This window comes from Caballeronia sp. AZ7_KS35, assembly GCF_023631045.1.
GTDB classification, from domain to species: Bacteria; Pseudomonadota; Gammaproteobacteria; order Burkholderiales; family Burkholderiaceae; genus Caballeronia; species Caballeronia zhejiangensis.
In genome coordinates, this window is sequence record NZ_JALQDV010000001.1 from 519020 (window position 1) to 537447 (window position 18428).

The window sequence follows — 18428 nt, forward strand, 5'->3', positions numbered from 1 at the left end:
AGAAAGAGCATGAATGAACAGGACCGTATCGCCGTGGTGCAGCAATTCGGGCGCACATATCGCGCGTTCATGTCGGCGTTCGAGACGGCCGTCGGCCAGCCGATGCCACGCTGGCGCATTCTGCTCGCGTTGCACGAGCACGCGGGCGTGCTGTCGCAGAAGCGGCTCGTCGAGCATCTGAAAGTCGACCCGGGCGCGCTGACGCGTCAGCTAAAGACGCTGGAAGGACTCGGCTGGATCGTGCGCAGCGTCGATGCACGCGACAATCGCGTGTCGAATGTCGCGCTGACGGCGCAAGGACGCGCCATCGCGGAAGATGGTTTGCCGCGACGCAATGCGTTCCTTCACGACACGATGGCTTCGCTGCCCGACGAGGCCATCGAGGCCTTGTCGAGCGCGCTGCACATGTTCGAGGGACGCCTTCAGGAAGTGGCGGCCGCGAATGCCGCATCGGTGGCCGCGCTAGAAGAAAAGGCTTAGAAGAACGTTTCGATCACTTCGGTGACGCGATACTTCGGGTCGACGACCAGAATCTGACGCCACTTGTCGAACGTCAGGCACGGATGCGAGATATCGAACGCGATCATGTCGCCGACTTTCACGTCGTCGCCCGGCTTGATGCGCAAGTACGCGTGCTGATCCATCAGGCCGAAAATCTCCCAGCCTTCGTCGGGCGATACGTCACGCGGCGCTTCGTTGCCCGGACGATAATGCTTCGCCGGCTCCGGCATGCCCGCATCGAACGCGGAATCGCGCTTGCCCAGACCGATGATCGCGCGGTCCGGTTCCGGAATCGACTGCACGTACGCCCATAGTTGCAGCGCCGGCTTCAGACCTTGGCCCATCTTCTTCGCGATAGGATTGCGCGCGAAAATCTCGTTCTGCGCTTTCTTGTAGATGCCGACGTCGTGCGTCAGATAGCAGCCCGGCCGCAGGACGACCTCGATCGCATCGCTGTTGGCCTTCGCGAACTCGTCGGCGACGACGTCGTACCACGCCGATCCCGCGCCCGACAGAATCGCCGGCTTGCGCGCGATCTTGCCTTCGCCGATCAGCTTGCGCGTGACATCGACCGCGCTCTTCAGAAACTCGCGCACCTTGGTTTCGTCCTGCAGCACGCCTTCATACAACTCGATGCCCGCGAGTTCGATCGTGCCGTTCCAGCGCGCGATCGCGGCGAGCACGGCATCGCGCTGCGCGTCATCGCGCACGCCGGTGCGTCCGCCCGGCACCCCGAGTTCGATCAGCACGTTCAGCTTCTTGCGCACCGAGCTGAAAAATTCGCCGAGCTGATCGACGCCATCGGCTGAATCGACGAGGCAGAAGAACTCGAAACTCGCGTCCGTGAGCAATTCGGCGATCATGCCCATGTTGCGTTTGCCGACGAGCTGATTCGCCATCAGGACGCGATGCACGCCGCCGCGATACGCCGCGCGCACCTGATGCGCGGTCGCGAGCGTAATGCCCCACGCGCCGGTGTCGAGCTGACGGCGGAAAAGTTGCGGCGCCATCGTCGTCTTGCCGTGCGGCGCGAGCTTCACACCGTATTCGCCGACAAAATCCTGCATCCACTTCAGATTGTGTTCGATGCGATCCGAATAGAGGACGGCGGCGGGCAGGCTCACGTCCTCTTCGAGCAGATTCCATTGCAGGCGCGACGCGTCGTTCAATTGGATGCCCGTGCCGGGCACCATGCCGAGGCCCTTGCCGAACGGGTCGATCGTCGCGTTCTGATAGTTTGTAACTTTCATGTGCTGCCACTCCATCGTCCGTTTAAATAAACCCTGCGCGCAGTGCGATGTGCGTCAAGGTTGACGGTGCCATGTTAACCAAAGTAGCATCCGGGAAGGAAATGTTATTTAGTAACACGGGCTCATCGTAAACCATGAACGGCCACGCCGACACGCTCAGTTTCGACATCGTCGCACGCATCGCGGAGCGGGCGCCCGAGTTGCGCGGGGCCGAGCGCAAGGTCGCCGCGCTGATTCTCGACGACATCGTGAGCGCGTCGCGCGCGAGCATCGGCGCGCTGGCGGACAAGGCCGAGGTCAGCGTCGCGACGGTGACGCGTTTCGCGAAAGCCGTCGGTTGCGAGGACGTGCGCGAACTGAAGCTGCGGCTCGCGCAGGCGGCGGGCGTCGGACAGCGTTTCTTCCGGCGCGACGCGGACGCCGTGCCCGATTCGCTCGCCGCGCGCATCTTCGAGGAAGTGCAGGCGACGCTCGCGCAGAATCAGGGCGCGCTCGCCGCCGCGCCGATCGCCGAAGCCGCGGATGCGCTCGCGGCCGCGTCGATGATCTACGTGTTCGGCATGGGCGGCGGCTCCACGGCGCTCGCCGACGAAATGCGCTTTCGCCTCGTGCGGCTCGGGCGGCCGGTCGCGTCGTATCAGGACGGGCTGTTGCAGCGCATGGTGGCGTCGACGTTATCGAAGGAACATGTGGTCGTCGCGCTTTCGGTGACGGGGCAGACGCCCGAGATCGTCGAAAGCTGCGCGCTGGCGAAGCAGTACGGGGCGCGCGTGATCGCGCTGACCGCGCCCGCATCGCCGCTCGGCGCGCTCGCGGACTGGCTGGTTCCGGTCATCGCGATCGAAACGGATTTCATCTACAAGCCCTCGTCGTCGCGTTACGCGATGATGATGGCGCTCGATTTGCTCGTCACCGAACTGGCCGTCAAGCAGGCCGATCACAGCCGCGAACTGTTGCGCCGCATGAAGCACGCGCTCGATTCGCATCGCGGCGGCGGCGAGCGTCAACCCTTGGGAGACTGATCATGGAATCGTTGAAGGCCGACACGCTGATCGTCGGCGCGCGCGTGATCGACGGCACGGGCGCGCCCGCCGTCGAACGCGATGTCGCCGTGCGCGACGGACGCATCGTTGCGATCGAGGCGCCGGGCGGTCTCGCGGACTGGACCGCCGACGACGTGTTCGACGCGCAAGGCAAAGTGCTCGCGCCCGGTTTCATCGACGTCCACACGCACGACGACACGCACGTGATCCGCTCGCCGCAGATGATGCCGAAGATCACGCAGGGCGTGACGACGGTGATCGTCGGCAATTGCGGGATCAGCGCGTCGCCGGTGACGCTGAAGGGCGATCCGCCCGATCCGATGAACCTGCTCGGTGACGCCGCCGCGTTCGCGTACCCGACTTTCGCGTCTTACGTCGATGCCGTGAATGCCGCGCGCCCGACGGTGAATGTCGGCGCGCTCATCGGCCATACGGCGCTGCGCAACAATCATATGGACCGGCTGGATCGCGGCGCGTCCGCCGATGAAGTCGCCGCGATGCGCGCGCAGCTCGAAGAAGCGCTGGGTAACGGCGCGCTCGGATTGTCGAGCGGATTGGCGTATGGCTCGGCGTTCAGCGCGCCGCCCGAGGAAGTGCAGGCGCTCGCCGAGCCGCTCGCGAAAGCGGGCGCGCTCTACACGACGCACATGCGAACCGAGTTCGACGCCATTCTCGACGCGATGGACGAGGCGTATCGCGTCGGGCGTCATGCACGCGTGCCGGTGGTGATTTCGCATCTGAAGTGCGCGGGGCCGTCGAACTGGGGACGCAGCGCGGAAGTGCTCAAGTCGATCGAAGCGACGCGCGACGGGCAGCCGGTCGGATGCGATTGTTATCCGTATAACCGCAGTTCATCGACGCTGGACTTGAAGCAGGTGACGGGCGATATCGACATCACGATCACCTGGTCGACGCCGCATCCGGAGATGGCCGGCAAGCTGATCCGCGAAGTCGCCGACGAATGGAAGGTGACGCAGCAGGAAGCGGCGAAGCGCTTGCAGCCGGCGGGCGCGGTGTATCACAACATGTCGGAAGACGACGTGCGGCGCATTCTTTCGCATCCCGCGACGATGGTCGGTTCGGACGGCTTGCCGAACGATCCGCTGCCGCATCCGCGTTTGTGGGGCGCGTTTCCGCGCGTGCTCGGCCACTATGCGCGCGACGAAGGCGTGCTGACGCTCGAAGAAGCCGTGCGCAAGATGACGAGCCTGTCGGCGCGGCGTTTCAGCATCGCGGAGCGCGGCGAAGTGAAGGTCGGCTATCACGCGGATCTGGTCGTGTTCGATCCGGAGCGCGTGATCGATTCGGCGACGTTCGCGAATCCGCAGCAGGCGGCGGACGGCATCGACGCGGTGTGGGTGAATGGCGTTTTGACGTATCGCGAGCAGGCCGTGACCGGCGCGCGAGCGGGACGTTTCGTGGCGCGCGGTTCGGCATCCAAGCTGGATGCGGCCGGCGCGTTTTGAGCACTGATTCGAGTCAGGAAAAGGAGTCTGAAAGATGAAGCGTTATGGCGTGGAAGGTGGCAAGGGACAAGGCGGCGCGCATATGCCGTTCGCACGCGCGGTCGAGGCCGATGGCTGGCTGTTCGTGTCGGGCCAGACGCCGATGGAAGATGGCGAAGTGATCAACGGCGGCATCGTCGAGCAATCGCACAAGGCGATTCAGAACGTCATCGCGATTCTGAAGGAGGCGGGTTACGGCACCGAGCACGTCGTGCGCTGCGGCGTGTGGCTGGACGATCCGCGCGATTTCGCGTCGTTCAACAAGGTGTTCAAGGAGTACTTCGGCGCGAATCCGCCGGCGCGGGCTTGCGTGGTGTCGTCGATGGTGATCGACTGCAAGGTCGAGGTGGATTGCGTGGCTTATAAGAAGGCGTAAGAAGGCGAACATGCGATCGCGGCTCTGATGCCTGTGAAGCAGAGCCGCGTCGTTATTCACTGCCGCGCCAGCCGCGCATTATCCGGCATCGGCAAGTTGAAATTCGTTCTGAACGGATTGATATCCAGCCCGCCGCGCCTCGTATAACGCGCATACACCGCGAGCCGTTCCGGTTTGCACTCCCGCATGATGTCCATGAAGATGCGCTCGACGCATTGCTCATGAAACCCCGTATGTTCGCGGTAAGACACGATATACCGCAGCAATCCCGCGTGATCGATCTGCCCGCCGTAATAGCGGATCTGGACGCTGCCCCAGTCCGGCTGTCCCGTAACCGGGCAATTCGATTTCAACAGGTTCGAAAACAACGTCTCGTCGACGGGCGCTTCATCGTGCGCGGCCTTCAATAACGAAGGATCCGGCGAGAAAACATCGCAATCGAGATCGAGTCGGTCGAGCGACAAACCATCGAACTCTTCCATCGTGAGCTTGCCGAAATCGGCCGGCGCGGCGAGTTGCACCGAAACGGTCGCGCCGCAGACGGCGGACACATCGCGCTTGATTGCCGCGCGCACGTCGTCGATCGAATCGAATTGCGTCTGCGCGAACGAGCCGAGATACAGCTTGAACGACTTCGATTCCACGATGTTCGGCGAATCCGCCGGCACGAAGAACGTCGCGACCGCGATCTGCGGCTTGCCGCGCTTGTTCAGCCACGACAGCTCATACGCGTTCCAGATATCCGTGCCGAAGAACGGCAGACGCGCGGGCACGGCGATCGCATCGCGCGCGCGCTTGCGGTCGATCGGAAACAGCAGCGACGCATCGTACTGTTCGGTGTAATGGACGGGCTTGCCGAGCGGAGATTGATCGGGTGTCATGATGCGTTCGCTATGCCGCTGAGAACGTGCCCCGTCGCGGTGACGACGCGAGCCGATTCGCAGTGGCGAATTTGATCGTCGAAGAAAAAGTCGGGCTCGAATTCGCGCAGGAATTCGCCCTTGTCGAGTCCGCCGAGAAACATCGCTTCGTCGATTTCGATGTTCCACGCCATCAGCGTGCGGATCGCGCGCTCGTGCGCCGGCGCGGACCGCGCGGTGACGAGCGCCGTGCGGATGTGCATCGGCTGATCGTCGTGATCGTCGGCGATGCGCTGCAATTTGTTGAGGGCGGCGAGCAGCGGCTTAAGCGGACCGTCCGGCAGCGGCGACTCGCGTTTGTCCAATTCATGCCCGACGAACGCATGCAAACCATCGCTTTGAAACACGCGCTCGGCTTCGTCGGAAAAGAGCACGGCGTCGCCATCGAACGCGATGCGGATTTCGTCCGCGTAACGGCTCGCGGCGCGCGGCGTTTCCGGCAGCACGCGCGCGGCGGGAAAACCGGCGGCGAGCGCGTCGCGCACATCGTCCGGATTCGCCGATAGAAACAGCGACGCCCGCAAGGGTTTCAGATACGCAAACGGCGAACGGCCGCGCGTGAACACGCCGCGCTCGATCGCAAGTCCGTGTTCGCGGCACGAATGAAACGCGCGCAGCCCGCTGATCGGATCGCTGCGCGACAGGATCACCACTTCGACGCGCTGTTCATCCGCGTTCAGCGCGAGCAGCTTGCGGATCAGCCCGAACGCGACGCCGGGTTTCGCGGGCGTGTCGAGCCGCGAGCGTTGCAGCGCTTCGTATTGCGCGAGATCGCCGGTCTCGAAGACGCGGTTCTCTTCCTCGAAATCGAACAGCGCGCGCGACGAAATCGCGACGACGAGCTTGTCTTCGAGCGTGAACTTCGGCATTTCGATTTACGCTAGAAACAGCTTGTAGACCGGATTCGCGCCTTCGTCCCACCACGGATAGCCGAGCGTCGCGAGGAAGCGCTCGAACTCCGCGTTGTCCGACTGCGGCACCTGAATGCCGACGAGAATCGAGCTGTAATCCGCGCCCTGATTCCGGTAATGGAACAGGCTGATGTTCCAGTCGGGCGCCATCGACGAAAGGAACTTCATCAGCGCGCCCGGACGTTCCGGAAACTCGAAGCGCAACAGACGTTCGTCGCGCGCGAGCGGCGAATGTCCGCCGACCATGTAGCGAATGTGCTGCTTCGAGAGCTCATCGTGCGAAAGGTCGACGGTCGCGAAACCATGCTCGATGAACGACGACATCATCTGCGCGGTTTCCTTGCGCGACTTGATCTGCACGCCGACGAAGATATGCGCGGCTCTTTCATCGGCGATGCGGTAATTGAACTCGGTCACGCTGCGTGTGCCGACGAGCTCGCAGAAGCGCCGGAAGCTGCCGCGCTCTTCGGGAATCGTCACGGCGAACACGGCCTCGCGCGCCTCGCCGACTTCCGCGCGCTCCGCGACGAAGCGCATGCGGTCGAAGTTCATGTTCGCGCCCGACGTCACCGCGATGAGCGTCTTGCCCTCGATGCCCTCGCGCTCCGCGTATAGCTTCGCGCCCGCGACCGCGAGCGAGCCGGCGGGTTCGAGCACGCTCCGCGTGTCCTGGAAGACATCCTTGATCGCGGCGCAAAGGGCATCGGTATCGACGGTGATGACTTCATCGAGCAACTCGTTGCACAGCCGGAACGTTTCCTCGCCGACGAGCTTCACCGCCGTGCCGTCCGAAAACAGGCCGACTTCGGAGAGCGTCACGCGCTCGCCCGCCTTGATCGACTGCGCCATCGCGCAGGAATCCTCGGTCTGCACGCCGATCACCTTGATCTCCGGGCGCACCGCCTTGATGTACGCCGCGACGCCCGCAGCCAGCCCGCCGCCGCCGATCGGGCAGAAGATCGCGTGGATCGGACCCTGATGCTGGCGCAGGATTTCCATCGCCACCGTGCCTTGTCCGGCGATCACGTCCGGATCGTCGAACGGATGCACGAAGGTCAGGCCGCGCTCTTCCTGAAGCTGCACGGCGCGCGCGTAGGCGTCGCTGTACGACTCGCCCGCGAGCACGATTTCGACCGTCGGTCCGCCGTGCGCGCGAATCGCGTCGATCTTCACTTGAGGCGTGGTCGTCGGCACGGCGATCACCGCGCGGCAGCCGAGCCGCGCCGCCGACAGCGCCACGCCCTGCGCGTGGTTGCCCGCCGACGCCGTAATCACGCCGCGTGCGAGCACGTCTGCCGGGAGCTGCGCCATCTTGTTATAGGCGCCCCGAATCTTGAACGAGAAAACCGGCTGATTGTCCTCGCGCTTGAGGAACACGGAGTTGCGCAGGCGCGCGGACAGGTTGCGCGCGGGTTCGAGCTCGCTTTCACGCGCGACGTCGTACACGCGCGCGGTCAGCACTTTTTTCAGGTAGTCGGGATGTGTCATGCGAGAAATCGTCAGGCGGCCGCGATGCGCGCAGGTTTTTGAGAGCGAAAGCATCAATGATAGCGCCATCCGCGCGCGTTCCGGGCGCGCCGTGTGCTTCGACCGTCCGGACGGTCGTGTAAAAAAGCGTCGAAAATGACATGAACGCGTCGCGAATCCGCACGCAAAAGCCCCTTCTCGCTGCTAGCGCCCGCAAACGCGCGTTTGCCCGATGGGTTAGAATTTCCTTTTACGAATCAGCAATCAGGATCGGCAGATGCACCGGCAGCTTCGGATCGATTTTCTGGCGCATGTTTCCCGCGAGTCGCATCCCGCGGCGGAAAGGCATGCGCGCCACGCGCGATCGTGGCGTTGATCCAGGGCACACCGAAGGCGCTGTGACGAGCCCGGCGGCCTTCGCCAAGAGAAGTTTCATTCGAAAATTTGCGCCCCCGCGCGCATCGCCGGCATTTCCGCTTTTCTAGCGCGAGCGCCGGCACACCGAACCGTCGAACATGAACGCACCTCAAGCCTTCGATCCGAACGGCGCCCATGCCGCCTTGGCGCTCGATATCGAGCCGCGTCTCCGCGAAATTCCCTATAACTACACGTCGTTTTCCGATCGTGAAATCGTCATGCGGCTCCTCGGCGACGAAGCCTGGGCCGTGCTCGACGAACTGCGCAACGAGCGCCGCACCGGCCGTTCGGCGCGCATGCTGTACGAAGTGCTCGGCGACATCTGGGTCGTGCGGCGCAATCCGTATCTGCAGGACGACCTGCTCGACAATCCGAAACGCCGGGCGCTGCTCGTCGAAGCGCTGAATCACCGTCTCGCCGAAATCGAAAAGCGCCGCAGCGCCGATCTCACCGCGCATAGCGACGAAGCCGGCAGCCGCGAACGCGCCGAGCGCGTGCAGTTGCTGGTCGCCGCCGCGCGCCGCGCCGTCGATGATTTCGCCGCCGAGTTCGGCCGCATGGCCGACTTGCGCCGCCGCGCGTCGCGTGTTCTGGGCAAGGAAACGCAGAAGGACAACATCAAGTTCGACGGCCTGTCGCGCGTCGCGCACGTCACCGATGCAACCGACTGGCGCGTCGAATACCCGTTCGTCGTGCTGACGCCGGACACCGAAGCCGAAATCGCCGGACTCATCAAGGCGTGCTTCGAACTCGGGCTTACCGTTATTCCGCGCGGCGGCGGCACCGGCTACACGGGCGGCGCGATTCCGCTCACGCCGTTTTCGGCGGTCATCAACACGGAAAAGCTGGAACAGCTCGGTCCCGTCGAAATGACGGATCTGCCGGGCGTCGATCACAAGGTCGCGACGATTTTCTCCGGCGCGGGCGTGGTCACGCGGCGCGTCACCGAAGCGGCGGAGCAGGCGGGCTTCGTGTTCGCCGTCGATCCGACTTCGCTCGATGCGTCGTGCGTCGGCGGCAATGTCGCGATGAACGCGGGCGGCAAGAAGGCGGTGTTGTGGGGCACGGCGCTCGACAACCTCGCGTGGTGGCGCATGGTCGATCCGGAAGGCAACTGGCTCGAAGTCACGCGTCTCGATCACAACTGCGGCAAGATTCACGACGTCGAAGTGGCGCGTTTCCGGCTCGACTGGTTCGACGGCAATCGTCCGCCGGGCGAGAAGCTGCTGCGCACCGAAAGCCTCGACATCGCCGGGCGCACGTTCCGCAAGGAAGGGCTCGGCAAGGACGTCACCGATAAATTCCTCGCCGGGCTGCCCGGCGTGCAGAAGGAAGGCTGCGACGGTCTCATTACGTCCGCGCGCTGGATTTTGCACAAGATGCCCGCGCATACGCGCACCGTCTGCCTCGAATTCTTCGGCCAGGCGCGCGATGCGATTCCGAGCATCGTCGAAATCAAGGACTATCTGTTCGAGACGTCGAAGCAGGGCGGCGCGATCCTCGCCGGCCTCGAACATCTCGACGAACGCTATCTGCGCGCGGTCGGCTACGCGACCAAGAGCAAGCGCAATGCGTTTCCGAAGATGGTGCTGATCGGCGATATCGTCGGCAATGACGCCGATGCCGTCGCCGCCGCCACATCGGAAGTCGTGCGCATGGCGAACGGCAAGAGCGGCGAAGGCTTCGTCGCGGTGAACGCCGAGGCGCGCAAGCGTTTCTGGCTCGACCGCTCGCGCACGGCCGCCATCGCGAAGCACACGAACGCGTTCAAGATCAACGAAGACGTCGTGATTCCGCTCAATCGCATGGGCGAGTACACGGACGGCATCGAGCGCATCAACATCGAGTTGTCGCTGAAGAACAAGCTGCAACTCGTCGACGCGCTCGAAGCGTTCTTCCGCAACGGCAAGCTGCCGCTCGGCAAGTCCGACGACGCGAACGAAATTCCGAGCGCCGAACTGCTCGAAGACCGCGTGCAGCAGGCGCTCGATCTGCTGAAGCGCGTGCGTGAGCGCTGGACGTTCGTCGGCGACAAGCTCGACATGTCCTTGCGCGAGGCGCAGCACTATCTCGTCAATCTCGGCTACGAAGCGCTCGCGGAAAAGTTCGCGGATCGCGTCGACATTCAGCCTGACGCCAACGTGTTCCATGTCGCGCAGGACCGTACGGTGCGCGTGTCGTGGAAGCAGGAAATCCGCGCGGAACTGCGCCAGATCTTCAACGGCGGCGAGTTCAAGCCGATCCTCGACGAAGCGCAGGCCATCCACAAGCAAGTGCTGCGCGGGCGCGTCTTCGTCGCGCTGCACATGCATGCGGGCGATGGCAACGTGCACACGAACATTCCCGTCAACTCCGACAACTACGCGATGCTGCAGGACGCGCATCACGCGGTCGCGCGCATCATGAAGCTCGCGCGTTCGCTCGACGGCGTGATCTCGGGCGAGCACGGCATCGGCATCACGAAGCTGGAATTCCTGACCGAAGACGAAATCGGCGATTTCCGCGCGTACAAGCAGCGCGTCGATCCGCATGGCCGCTTCAACAAGGGCAAGCTGTTCGACGGCGCCGATCTGCGCAACGCCTACACGCCGTCGTTCGGGCTGATGGGCTACGAGTCGATCATCATGCAGCAGTCGGATATCGGCGCGATTTCCGAGTCGATCAAGGACTGCCTGCGCTGCGGCAAGTGCAAGCCGGTCTGCGCGACGCACGTGCCGCGCGCGAACCTGCTCTACAGCCCGCGCAACAAGATTCTCGCGACGTCGCTGCTCGTCGAAGCGTTCCTGTACGAAGAGCAGACGCGCCGCGGCGTGTCGATCAAGCACTGGGACGAGTTCAACGACGTCGCCGATCACTGCACGGTCTGTCACAAGTGCGTGACGCCGTGTCCGGTGAAGATCGATTTCGGCGACGTGTCGATGAACATGCGCAATCTGCTGCGCAAGATGGGCAAGAAGAAGTTCAACGCGGGCAACGCGGCGGGCATGTTCTTCCTGAACGCGACGAATCCGCAGACCATCAATCTCGCGCGCAACGTGATGATGGACTTCGGCTACAAGGCGCAGCGTTTCGGCAACGATGTGCTGAAGAAGATCGTCAAGAAGCAGACGGCGCAGCCGCCCGCGACGGTCGGCAAGCCGCCGGTCGTGACGCAGGTGATCCACTTCGTCAACAAGAAGATGCCGGGCAATTTGCCGAAGAAGACGGCGCGCGCGCTGCTGGATATCGAGGACAACAAGATCGTTCCGATCATCCGCAATCCGCAGACGACCACCGTCGATTCGGAAGCCGTGTTCTATTTCCCCGGCTGCGGCTCGGAACGTCTCTTCTCGCAAGTCGGGCTCGCGACGCAAGCGATGTTGTGGGAAGCGGGCGTGCAGACCGTGCTGCCGCCGGGCTATCTGTGCTGCGGCTATCCGCAGCGCGGTTCCGGCCAGTACGACAAGGCCGAGAAGATCGTCACCGACAATCGCGTGCTGTTCCATCGCGTCGCGAATACGCTGAACTATCTCGATATCAAGACCGTGGTCGTGTCGTGCGGAACGTGCTACGACCAGCTCGCGGGCTATGAATTCGAGAAGATCTTCCCGGGCTGCCGGATCATCGACATTCACGAGTTCCTGCTCGAGAAGAACATGAAGCTCGACGGCGTGACCGGCACGCGCTACATGTATCACGATCCGTGTCACTCGCCGATCAAGACGATGGACCCGGTCAAGCTCGTCAACGATCTGATGGGTTCGCAGAACGACGGCTACAAGATCGAGAAGAACGATCGATGCTGCGGCGAATCGGGCACGCTGGCGGTCACGCGTCCGGACATCTCGACGCAAGTGCGCTTCCGCAAGGAAGAAGAGATTCGCAAGGGCGCGGCCAAGTTGCGCGGCATTCCGCTCGTCGCGGAAGCGGGCTCGAACGCGATCAATCCGATGAACGCGTCTGCGGGCTCGGCCGGCGCGGCGCCCGGTTCGGTGCTCTCCGCAGGCGATGGCGCGCAGACCAACGGCACGGACGTGAAAATCCTGACCAGCTGCCCGTCGTGCCTGCAAGGTCTGTCGCGCTACAACGAGGACGCCAACGTCGAGGCGGACTATATCGTCGTGGAAATGGCGCGCAAGGTGCTCGGCGAAAACTGGATGGAACAGTACGTCGAACGCGCGAACAATGGCGGTATCGAGCGCGTGCTGGTGTAATAGCGAAATCGAGGTTTGATTCGCTAGAGGTATGAGATGGACTGTGTGTTTTGCCGTGAAGACGGCGGCGAAGTGCTGTGGTCGGACGACACGTTGCGCGTCGTCCTTGCCGATGAGCCCGACTGGCCGGGCTTGTGTCGCGTGATCTGGGGCGCGCACGTCGCCGAAATGTCCGATTTGCCGGATGCCGACCGCGTGCGCGTGATGACCGCCGTCAACGGCGTCGAGCGCGCGATGCGCCGCGTGCTCGTGCCGGAAAAGATCAATCTGGCAAGTCTCGGCAATCAGGTGCCGCACGTCCACTGGCACGTCATTCCACGCTTTTCCAACGATTCCCGCTTTCCTCTGCCGATCTGGGCGCCGCGCCAGCGCACGGTGTCCGAATCGCAGCTATCGAAGCGCCGCGCGCAGGCCACGCTTTTGCGCGAACAGGTGCGCAACGAGCTGAACCAGGCCTTCGGCCATCAATAAGACGAGATCATGAGCGGACTCACTTCCACGACGCCGATTCCCACCGGCGTCGTCGTGCATTCGAAATCGCGCGTGCTGGAGCTGCAATACGGCGACGAGTCGTATCGCGTGCCGTTCGAGCTTCTGCGCGTCTATTCGCCGTCCGCCGAAGTGCAGGGCCACGGCCCCGGACAGGAAACGCTGCAGACGGGCAAGCGCGAGGTGACGATCATCGGCGTCGATCCGGTCGGGCACTATGCGCTGCAACTCAATTTTTCGGACGGTCACAATACCGGCATCTATTCCTGGGACATCCTGCACCATCTGGCGACGCGTCAGGACGAACTGTGGCGCGAGTATCTGGCGAAGCTGGAAGCCGCCGGCGTGGACCGAGACGCGCCGATGGCCGCAAAACCATCCGGCGGACACTGTCACTGAGCAATAGGGCTGCGGCATAACGCCGCATAGCCGGCGCGAGTTTTGCGCAGACATAGAACGAACAACAGGCGAGGAAAACGCGCGATGAGCAAGACCCACTTCGGATACGAAACGGTCGAAGAGCAGGACAAGGCGAAGAAAGTGGCGGGCGTGTTTCATTCCGTCGCGGGCAACTACGACTTGATGAACGACCTGATGTCCGGCGGACTGCATCGGATCTGGAAACACTTCACGATCGGGCAGGCCAAGGTGCGGCCGGGCTACAAGGTGCTGGACATCGCCGGCGGCACGGGCGATCTCGCGATGGCGTTTGCCAAGCAGGCCGGCGAGACCGGCGAAGTCTGGCACACGGACATCAACGAATCGATGCTGCGCGTAGGCCGCGACCGGCTGATCGACAAAGGCGTGCTGACGCCCGCGCTGCTCTGCGACGCCGAAAAGATCCCGTTCCCGGACAATTATTTCAATGTGGTTACAGTTGCCTTCGGTCTTCGTAACATGACGCATAAGGATCGCGCGTTGGCCGAAATGACGCGCGTGCTGAAACCCGGTGGAAAGCTGCTCGTGCTGGAATTTTCGAAAGTATGGGAGCCGCTAAAGAAGCCGTACGATGTCTACAGTTTCAAGATTTTGCCGTGGCTTGGCGAAAAAGTGGCCAAAGATGCGGATAGCTATCGGTACTTGGCCGAGTCCATCCGCATGCACCCGGACCAGGAAACTCTCAAAACAATGATGGAACAAGCGGGCCTGGATCGAGTCGAATATTACAATTTGTCAGGTGGCGTGGTAGCGTTACACGTCGGGACCAAATTTTGATGTTCCACTCTCTTAAGGATTCGATATGTTCGATTCGCGCAAACCCCAATCCCGGGGTTTCCTGAACCTCTTCTTCAGGAAGGCCGGAATCTTGGCGCTGGCTGGCGTTATTGCGGTCGGCGCAATCTTCGCGGAAACGGCGGAAGCCAAGCGCATGGGCGGCGGCCGCAGCATGGGCCGTCAGTCGGCCACGGCAACGCAGCAGCATCAGGCGACGCCGCCTTCGCAGTCTCAATCGATGCAGCAGAACAACGCAGCGCAGGCACAACGCGCGCCGGCCGCACCCGCCGCACCCGCCGCGGCGCAACCCGCGCGCAATCGCTGGCTCGGGCCGATCGCCGGTCTCGCGGCGGGTCTCGGCATCGCGGCGCTCCTGTCGCACTTCGGGCTGGGCGAGGCGTTCGCCGGCGCGATGGCCAACATGATCATGATCGCGTTGATCGTGCTGGCGGCCGTCATGCTGTTCCGCTTCATCATGCGCAAGCGTCAGGGCAACAACACGCCGGCATACGCGGGTGCCGGATCAGCTTCGGGTTCGCCGTACGGCGCGGCCGCGCGCCAGAGCCTGAATCAGGAACCGCCGCAAATGCCGCAGCAGCCGACCGGTTTCGGTGCCAACTACATCGAATCGCCGGCGACGCAAGCGGTCGCGAATCCCAACGTGCCGGCGGGCTTCGACACCGAAGCATTCGTGCGTAACGCGAAGGTCTACTTCGTGCGTTTGCAGGACGCGTGGGATCGCGGCAACGTCAACGACATCCGCGAGTTCACGACGCCCGAGATGTTCGCCGAGGTGAAACTCGACGTCGACGCACGCGGCAGCGCGCCGAACCGTACCGACGTGGTTCAACTCAACGCCGATGTGCTCGGTGTCGAGGACCGCGCGTCCGAGTATCTCGCGAGCGTGCGCTTCCACGGCCTGATCCGCGAGTCGGAAGGGGCGGCGGCGGAACCGTTCGTCGAGGTCTGGAACCTGTCGAAGCAGAAGTCGGGCAACGAAGGCTGGCTGCTGGCGGGCATTCAGCAGGTCAGTTGAGCTTGACCATGCCCTTGGCCGAATGGCCAGGGCGCCGGCAACCGTCGGTGTGATGGCCGGTTGCGAAGGTAGAATAGAAACCCGCGCGAGAAGTGTCCCGCGCGGGTTTTTTCATCTCACAGCCGATGACGAACGCAGACGAATCCGCCCGTCCCGCAGCAAATCCCGCCTTGAAGACCGCGTCCAGTGGATTCGCGGCCGCCGTGAACCATCTGCTCGTGCGCGAGCCCTGGGCGCTCGAGCGGCTCAAGCCTTATGCAGGCAAGCGCGTGAAGCTGTCGTGCGGGCCGGTTTCGATCGCGCTCGTCGTGCAGCCGGACGGTCTCTTCGCGGCAACCACGGAAGCGGAAGCGGGCGCATTCGACGTGACGATCGCCGTGCCGCTCGACGCGCTGCCCGCGTTCGTGCAAGGCGGCCAGGCGGCGGTGATGAAACACGTTCGCATCGAGGGCGACGCCGAATTCGCGACGACGCTCGCCAAGCTGGCCGAACATCTGCGCTGGGATCCGGAAGAGGATCTGGCGCGCGTAATCGGCGACGCGCCCGCGCATCGCGTTGGCATCATCGCGCGGGCGGTGCAGGAGCAGGCGCAGCGCACCGGGCGCAATCTTCTTGACACCTTCACCGAGTATTTCCTCGACGAGCGCCCGCAACTCGTGCGCAAGAGCGCGCTCGACGCATTCAATGCCGAGCTTTCGAAAGCGCGCGATGCACTGGCGCGCGTCGAAAAGCGCATCGAAAGAATCGAACGGCAAACCGAACAATCCCGGCCGGCGAGCGGCGCCTCAGCGCGATCCGGCGGCGAGTCTGTGCGCGACTCGCACGAATAACGAGCTGAAGCAAATTCGAACCATGCGTTTTCTGCGTTTCCTCAAGATTTTTTTCACGATCGTCCGATTCGGTCTCGATGAGCTGGTGATGAGCGGCATCGACGATCGTCGCGTGCGCTACCTCATGCGTATCACGACGTTCGGCCGCAGGTTCGACGTCGAGCGCGGCATCCGCTTGCGGCTCGCGCTGGAAAGCCTCGGGCCCATCTTCGTGAAGTTCGGGCAAGTGCTGTCGACGCGGCGCGATCTTCTGCCCGTCGATGTCGCCGACGAGCTCGCCAAGCTTCAGGATCAGGTGCCGCCGTTCGATTCGGCGGTGGCCGTGTCGATCATCGAGAAATCGCTCGGTGCGCCCATCGACGAATTGTTCGACGATTTCGAGCGCGTGCCGGTGGCGAGCGCGTCCATCGCGCAGGTGCATTTCGCGAAGATCAGGAACGGCGAGCACGCGGGAAAGGCCGTCGCGGTGAAGGTGTTGCGCCCGGGCATGCTGCCCGTGATCGACTCCGACCTCGCCCTGCTGCGCGACATCGCGACGTGGGCCGAGCGCCTCTGGGCGGACGGCCGGCGTCTGAAACCGCGCGAAGTGGTCGCGGAGTTCGACAAATATCTGCACGACGAGCTCGATCTGATGCGCGAGGCCGCCAACGGCAGCCAGTTGCGCCGCAATTTCCAGGGGCTCGATCTGCTGCTCGTGCCGGAGATGTACTGGGACTTGTCCGCGCCGACGGTGCTCGTCATGGAGCGCATGGTCGGCGTGCCGATCAGCCAGGTGGAAACCTTGCGCGCCGCGGGCGTCGATATTCCCAAGCTGGCGCGCGAAGGCGTCGAGATTTTCTTCACACAAGTGTTCCGCGACGGCTTCTTTCACGCCGACATGCATCCCGGCAACATTCAGGTGAGCCTCGATCCGGCGACGTTCGGGCGCTATATCGCGCTGGATTTCGGCATCGTCGGGGCGCTTTCGGACTTCGACAAGAACTACCTCGCGCAGAACTTCCTCGCCTTCTTCAAGCGCGACTATCACCGCGTCGCGACGCTGCACCTCGAATCCGGCTGGGTGCCGCCGAGCACGCGCGTCGAGGAACTGGAAAGCGCGATCCGCGCGGTCTGCGAGCCCTATTTCGATCGCGCGCTGAAGGACATTTCGCTCGGGCAGGTGCTGATGCGCCTTTTCTCGACGTCGCGACGCTTCAATGTCGAGATTCAACCTCAACTCGTGCTTCTGCAAAAGACGATGCTCAACGTCGAAGGACTCGGGCGCTCGCTCGATCCGGAGCTGGATCTGTGGAAAACGGCCAAGCCGTATCTCGAGCGCTGGATGAACGAGCAGATCGGCTGGCGCGGCTGGTACGAGCGCCTTCAAATGGAAGCGCCGCAGTGGAGCAAGACGATTCCGCAGCTGCCGCGGTTGATTCACCATATTCTGGCGGAGCGCCACGACGCGCCGAAAAGCGGCAGCGACGAACTGATGCGAATGCTCCTTGCGGAGCAGAAGCGCACGAACCGCCTGCTCGTCGCGGTGCTCGTTGCCGGTGTCGTCGCGATGGCGGGCGCGGGCTTCGTAATCGCGCAGTTCTGGCTCCATCCCTGAGGGCGCGCAGCATGAGCGATCCGACGAACTCAAATGTTCCCGATTTCGAAAACCGCGATCCGAACTCTCCGGGTTTCTGGGATGAACGTTTCGGTCAGCACTTCACGCCGTGGGATCAGGCCGGCGTTCCGGAGATGTTCAAGAGTTTCGTCGCGTCGCGCAGTGCGCAGAGTGTGCTGATTCCGGGCTGTGGCAGCGCGTACGAAGCGCTCCATCTTGCCGAACGCGGCTGGCCGGTCCGCGCAATCGACTTCTCGCCGGCCGCTGTCGAGGCGGCGCGCGCGCAACTCGGCGCCCATGCGGGCGTCGTCGAAGAGGCGGATTTTTTTGCGTATGTGCCGCCGTTTTCGCCGGATTGGATCTACGAGCGCGCGTTTCTCTGCGCGCTGCCGAAGACCCGCTGGCAGGATTACGCCAGCCGGATGGCGGCGTTGCTTGCGCCCGGCGCGCTGCTGGCGGGCTTCTTTTTCATCGGGTCGACGCCGAAAGGGCCGCCTTTCCGAATCGAGCGCGCCGAACTGGATGCGCTACTGTCGCCGCACTTCGAATTGATCGAAGACCGCGAGGTGAGCAACTCGATACCCGTATTCGCCGGCCGCGAGCGCTGGATGACGTGGCGGCGAATCTGAGCCAGCCGGCTTGAAATTCGCCGCCGACGCCCTGAAATATTGCGCGGTTAAT

General features: G+C 63.4%; 16 protein-coding genes. 12 read left to right on the plus strand and 4 right to left on the minus strand.

Annotated elements, in window-relative coordinates; genetic code table 11:
* The first annotated feature begins 9 nt into the window (after nt 1-9).
* Nucleotides 10-480: a MarR family winged helix-turn-helix transcriptional regulator gene (locus NCT05_RS02535; RefSeq protein WP_250501698.1), complete on the plus strand. Its 471-nt coding sequence runs from the start codon at nt 10-12 to the stop codon at nt 478-480.
* On the opposite strand, the gene NCT05_RS02540 is transcribed toward NCT05_RS02535, so the two are convergent.
* Nucleotides 477-1751, minus strand: a complete 1275-nt coding sequence (locus NCT05_RS02540; protein WP_008351648.1) for an amino acid deaminase — start codon at nt 1749-1751, stop codon at nt 477-479. The genes NCT05_RS02535 and NCT05_RS02540 overlap by 4 nt on opposite strands.
* Nucleotides 1752-1885: 134 nt before the next feature.
* On the opposite strand from NCT05_RS02540, the gene NCT05_RS02545 reads away from it, so the two are divergent.
* Genes NCT05_RS02545 through NCT05_RS02555 form a run of 3 tightly spaced genes read left to right on the plus strand, consistent with a single transcriptional unit; the run spans nt 1886 to nt 4675 of the window.
* Nucleotides 1886-2773 carry a MurR/RpiR family transcriptional regulator gene (locus NCT05_RS02545; protein WP_250501699.1) on the plus strand — a complete coding sequence of 296 codons (888 nt, stop codon included), beginning with the start codon at nt 1886-1888 and terminating at the stop codon, nt 2771-2773.
* 2 nt (nt 2774-2775) lie between these two features.
* The gene (locus tag NCT05_RS02550) at nt 2776-4260 is read left to right on the plus strand and encodes an N-acyl-D-amino-acid deacylase family protein (RefSeq protein WP_034470570.1); all 1485 of its coding nucleotides are present in this window, start codon (nt 2776-2778) and stop codon (nt 4258-4260) included.
* 34 nt (nt 4261-4294) lie between these two features.
* Nucleotides 4295-4675 carry a RidA family protein gene (locus NCT05_RS02555; protein WP_008351642.1) on the plus strand — a complete coding sequence of 127 codons (381 nt, stop codon included), beginning with the start codon at nt 4295-4297 and terminating at the stop codon, nt 4673-4675.
* 56 nt (nt 4676-4731) lie between these two features.
* Here NCT05_RS02555 and queF read toward each other — a convergent pair whose 3' ends face one another.
* Genes queF through ilvA form a run of 3 tightly spaced genes read right to left on the minus strand, consistent with a single transcriptional unit; the run spans nt 4732 to nt 7994 of the window.
* Nucleotides 4732-5556: an NADPH-dependent 7-cyano-7-deazaguanine reductase QueF gene (queF, locus tag NCT05_RS02560; protein ID WP_008351640.1), complete on the minus strand. Its 825-nt coding sequence runs from the start codon at nt 5554-5556 to the stop codon at nt 4732-4734.
* Complete coding sequence (locus NCT05_RS02565; RefSeq protein WP_008351638.1) at nt 5553-6464, minus strand: 5'-nucleotidase; 912 nt, start codon at nt 6462-6464, stop codon at nt 5553-5555. Before NCT05_RS02565 ends, queF begins: the two co-directional genes overlap by 4 nt.
* A 6-nt stretch (nt 6465-6470) precedes the next feature.
* A complete protein-coding gene (ilvA, locus tag NCT05_RS02570; protein WP_008351636.1) occupies nt 6471-7994 on the minus strand; it encodes a threonine ammonia-lyase, biosynthetic in 1524 nt (507 codons plus the stop codon).
* A 494-nt stretch (nt 7995-8488) separates the two neighbouring features.
* Here ilvA and NCT05_RS02575 point away from each other — a divergent pair, with 494 nt between their 5' ends.
* The 8 genes from NCT05_RS02575 to NCT05_RS02610 all read left to right on the plus strand — a co-directional run bounded on the left by NCT05_RS02575 (nt 8489) and on the right by NCT05_RS02610 (nt 18376).
* On the plus strand, nt 8489-12583 hold the full coding sequence (locus NCT05_RS02575; protein ID WP_034470575.1) for a DUF3683 domain-containing protein: 4095 nt from the start codon (nt 8489-8491) through the stop codon (nt 12581-12583).
* Between the two features lie 36 nt (nt 12584-12619).
* The gene (locus tag NCT05_RS02580; protein ID WP_008351633.1) at nt 12620-13054 is read left to right on the plus strand and encodes an HIT family protein; all 435 of its coding nucleotides are present in this window, start codon (nt 12620-12622) and stop codon (nt 13052-13054) included.
* Between the two features lie 9 nt (nt 13055-13063).
* The gene (locus tag NCT05_RS02585) at nt 13064-13471 is read left to right on the plus strand and encodes a gamma-butyrobetaine hydroxylase family protein (protein ID WP_250480256.1); all 408 of its coding nucleotides are present in this window, start codon (nt 13064-13066) and stop codon (nt 13469-13471) included.
* A gap of 84 nt (nt 13472-13555) precedes the next feature.
* Nucleotides 13556-14287, plus strand: a complete 732-nt coding sequence (gene ubiE, locus NCT05_RS02590) for a bifunctional demethylmenaquinone methyltransferase/2-methoxy-6-polyprenyl-1,4-benzoquinol methylase UbiE (protein ID WP_175979785.1) — start codon at nt 13556-13558, stop codon at nt 14285-14287.
* Nucleotides 14288-14312: 25 nt separating this feature from the next.
* Nucleotides 14313-15323, plus strand: coding sequence for a Tim44 domain-containing protein (locus NCT05_RS02595; protein WP_250501700.1), 1011 nt, complete (start codon nt 14313-14315; stop codon nt 15321-15323).
* Nucleotides 15324-15448: 125 nt separating this feature from the next.
* Nucleotides 15449-16153: a ubiquinone biosynthesis accessory factor UbiJ gene (locus NCT05_RS02600; protein ID WP_051996412.1), complete on the plus strand. Its 705-nt coding sequence runs from the start codon at nt 15449-15451 to the stop codon at nt 16151-16153.
* A 22-nt stretch (nt 16154-16175) separates the two neighbouring features.
* Nucleotides 16176-17747 (plus strand): ubiquinone biosynthesis regulatory protein kinase UbiB, encoded by a 1572-nt coding sequence (gene ubiB, locus NCT05_RS02605; protein WP_008351622.1) that lies wholly within the window; start codon nt 16176-16178, stop codon nt 17745-17747.
* Nucleotides 17748-17758: 11 nt separating this feature from the next.
* On the plus strand, nt 17759-18376 hold the full coding sequence (locus NCT05_RS02610; protein ID WP_250501701.1) for a methyltransferase: 618 nt from the start codon (nt 17759-17761) through the stop codon (nt 18374-18376).
* Nucleotides 18377-18428 lie beyond the last annotated feature (52 nt).

Coding starts and splice junctions, on each gene's coding strand:
- NCT05_RS02565 (WP_008351638.1), bottom strand. CDS start 6,464: ATGCCGAAGTTCACGCTCGAAGACAAGCTCGTCGTCGCGATTTCGTCG.
- NCT05_RS02555 (WP_008351642.1), top strand. CDS start 4,295: ATGAAGCGTTATGGCGTGGAAGGTGGCAAGGGACAAGGCGGCGCGCAT.
- NCT05_RS02550 (WP_034470570.1), top strand. CDS start 2,776: ATGGAATCGTTGAAGGCCGACACGCTGATCGTCGGCGCGCGCGTGATC.
- NCT05_RS02585 (WP_250480256.1), top strand. CDS start 13,064: ATGAGCGGACTCACTTCCACGACGCCGATTCCCACCGGCGTCGTCGTG.
- NCT05_RS02575 (WP_034470575.1), top strand. CDS start 8,489: ATGAACGCACCTCAAGCCTTCGATCCGAACGGCGCCCATGCCGCCTTG.
- NCT05_RS02595 (WP_250501700.1), top strand. CDS start 14,313: ATGTTCGATTCGCGCAAACCCCAATCCCGGGGTTTCCTGAACCTCTTC.
- NCT05_RS02540 (WP_008351648.1), bottom strand. CDS start 1,751: ATGAAAGTTACAAACTATCAGAACGCGACGATCGACCCGTTCGGCAAG.
- ubiB (WP_008351622.1), top strand. CDS start 16,176: ATGCGTTTTCTGCGTTTCCTCAAGATTTTTTTCACGATCGTCCGATTC.
- ubiE (WP_175979785.1), top strand. CDS start 13,556: ATGAGCAAGACCCACTTCGGATACGAAACGGTCGAAGAGCAGGACAAG.
- NCT05_RS02580 (WP_008351633.1), top strand. CDS start 12,620: ATGGACTGTGTGTTTTGCCGTGAAGACGGCGGCGAAGTGCTGTGGTCG.
- NCT05_RS02535 (WP_250501698.1), top strand. CDS start 10: ATGAATGAACAGGACCGTATCGCCGTGGTGCAGCAATTCGGGCGCACA.
- ilvA (WP_008351636.1), bottom strand. CDS start 7,994: ATGACACATCCCGACTACCTGAAAAAAGTGCTGACCGCGCGCGTGTAC.
- queF (WP_008351640.1), bottom strand. CDS start 5,556: ATGACACCCGATCAATCTCCGCTCGGCAAGCCCGTCCATTACACCGAA.
- NCT05_RS02600 (WP_051996412.1), top strand. CDS start 15,449: ATGACGAACGCAGACGAATCCGCCCGTCCCGCAGCAAATCCCGCCTTG.
- NCT05_RS02545 (WP_250501699.1), top strand. CDS start 1,886: ATGAACGGCCACGCCGACACGCTCAGTTTCGACATCGTCGCACGCATC.
- NCT05_RS02610 (WP_250501701.1), top strand. CDS start 17,759: ATGAGCGATCCGACGAACTCAAATGTTCCCGATTTCGAAAACCGCGAT.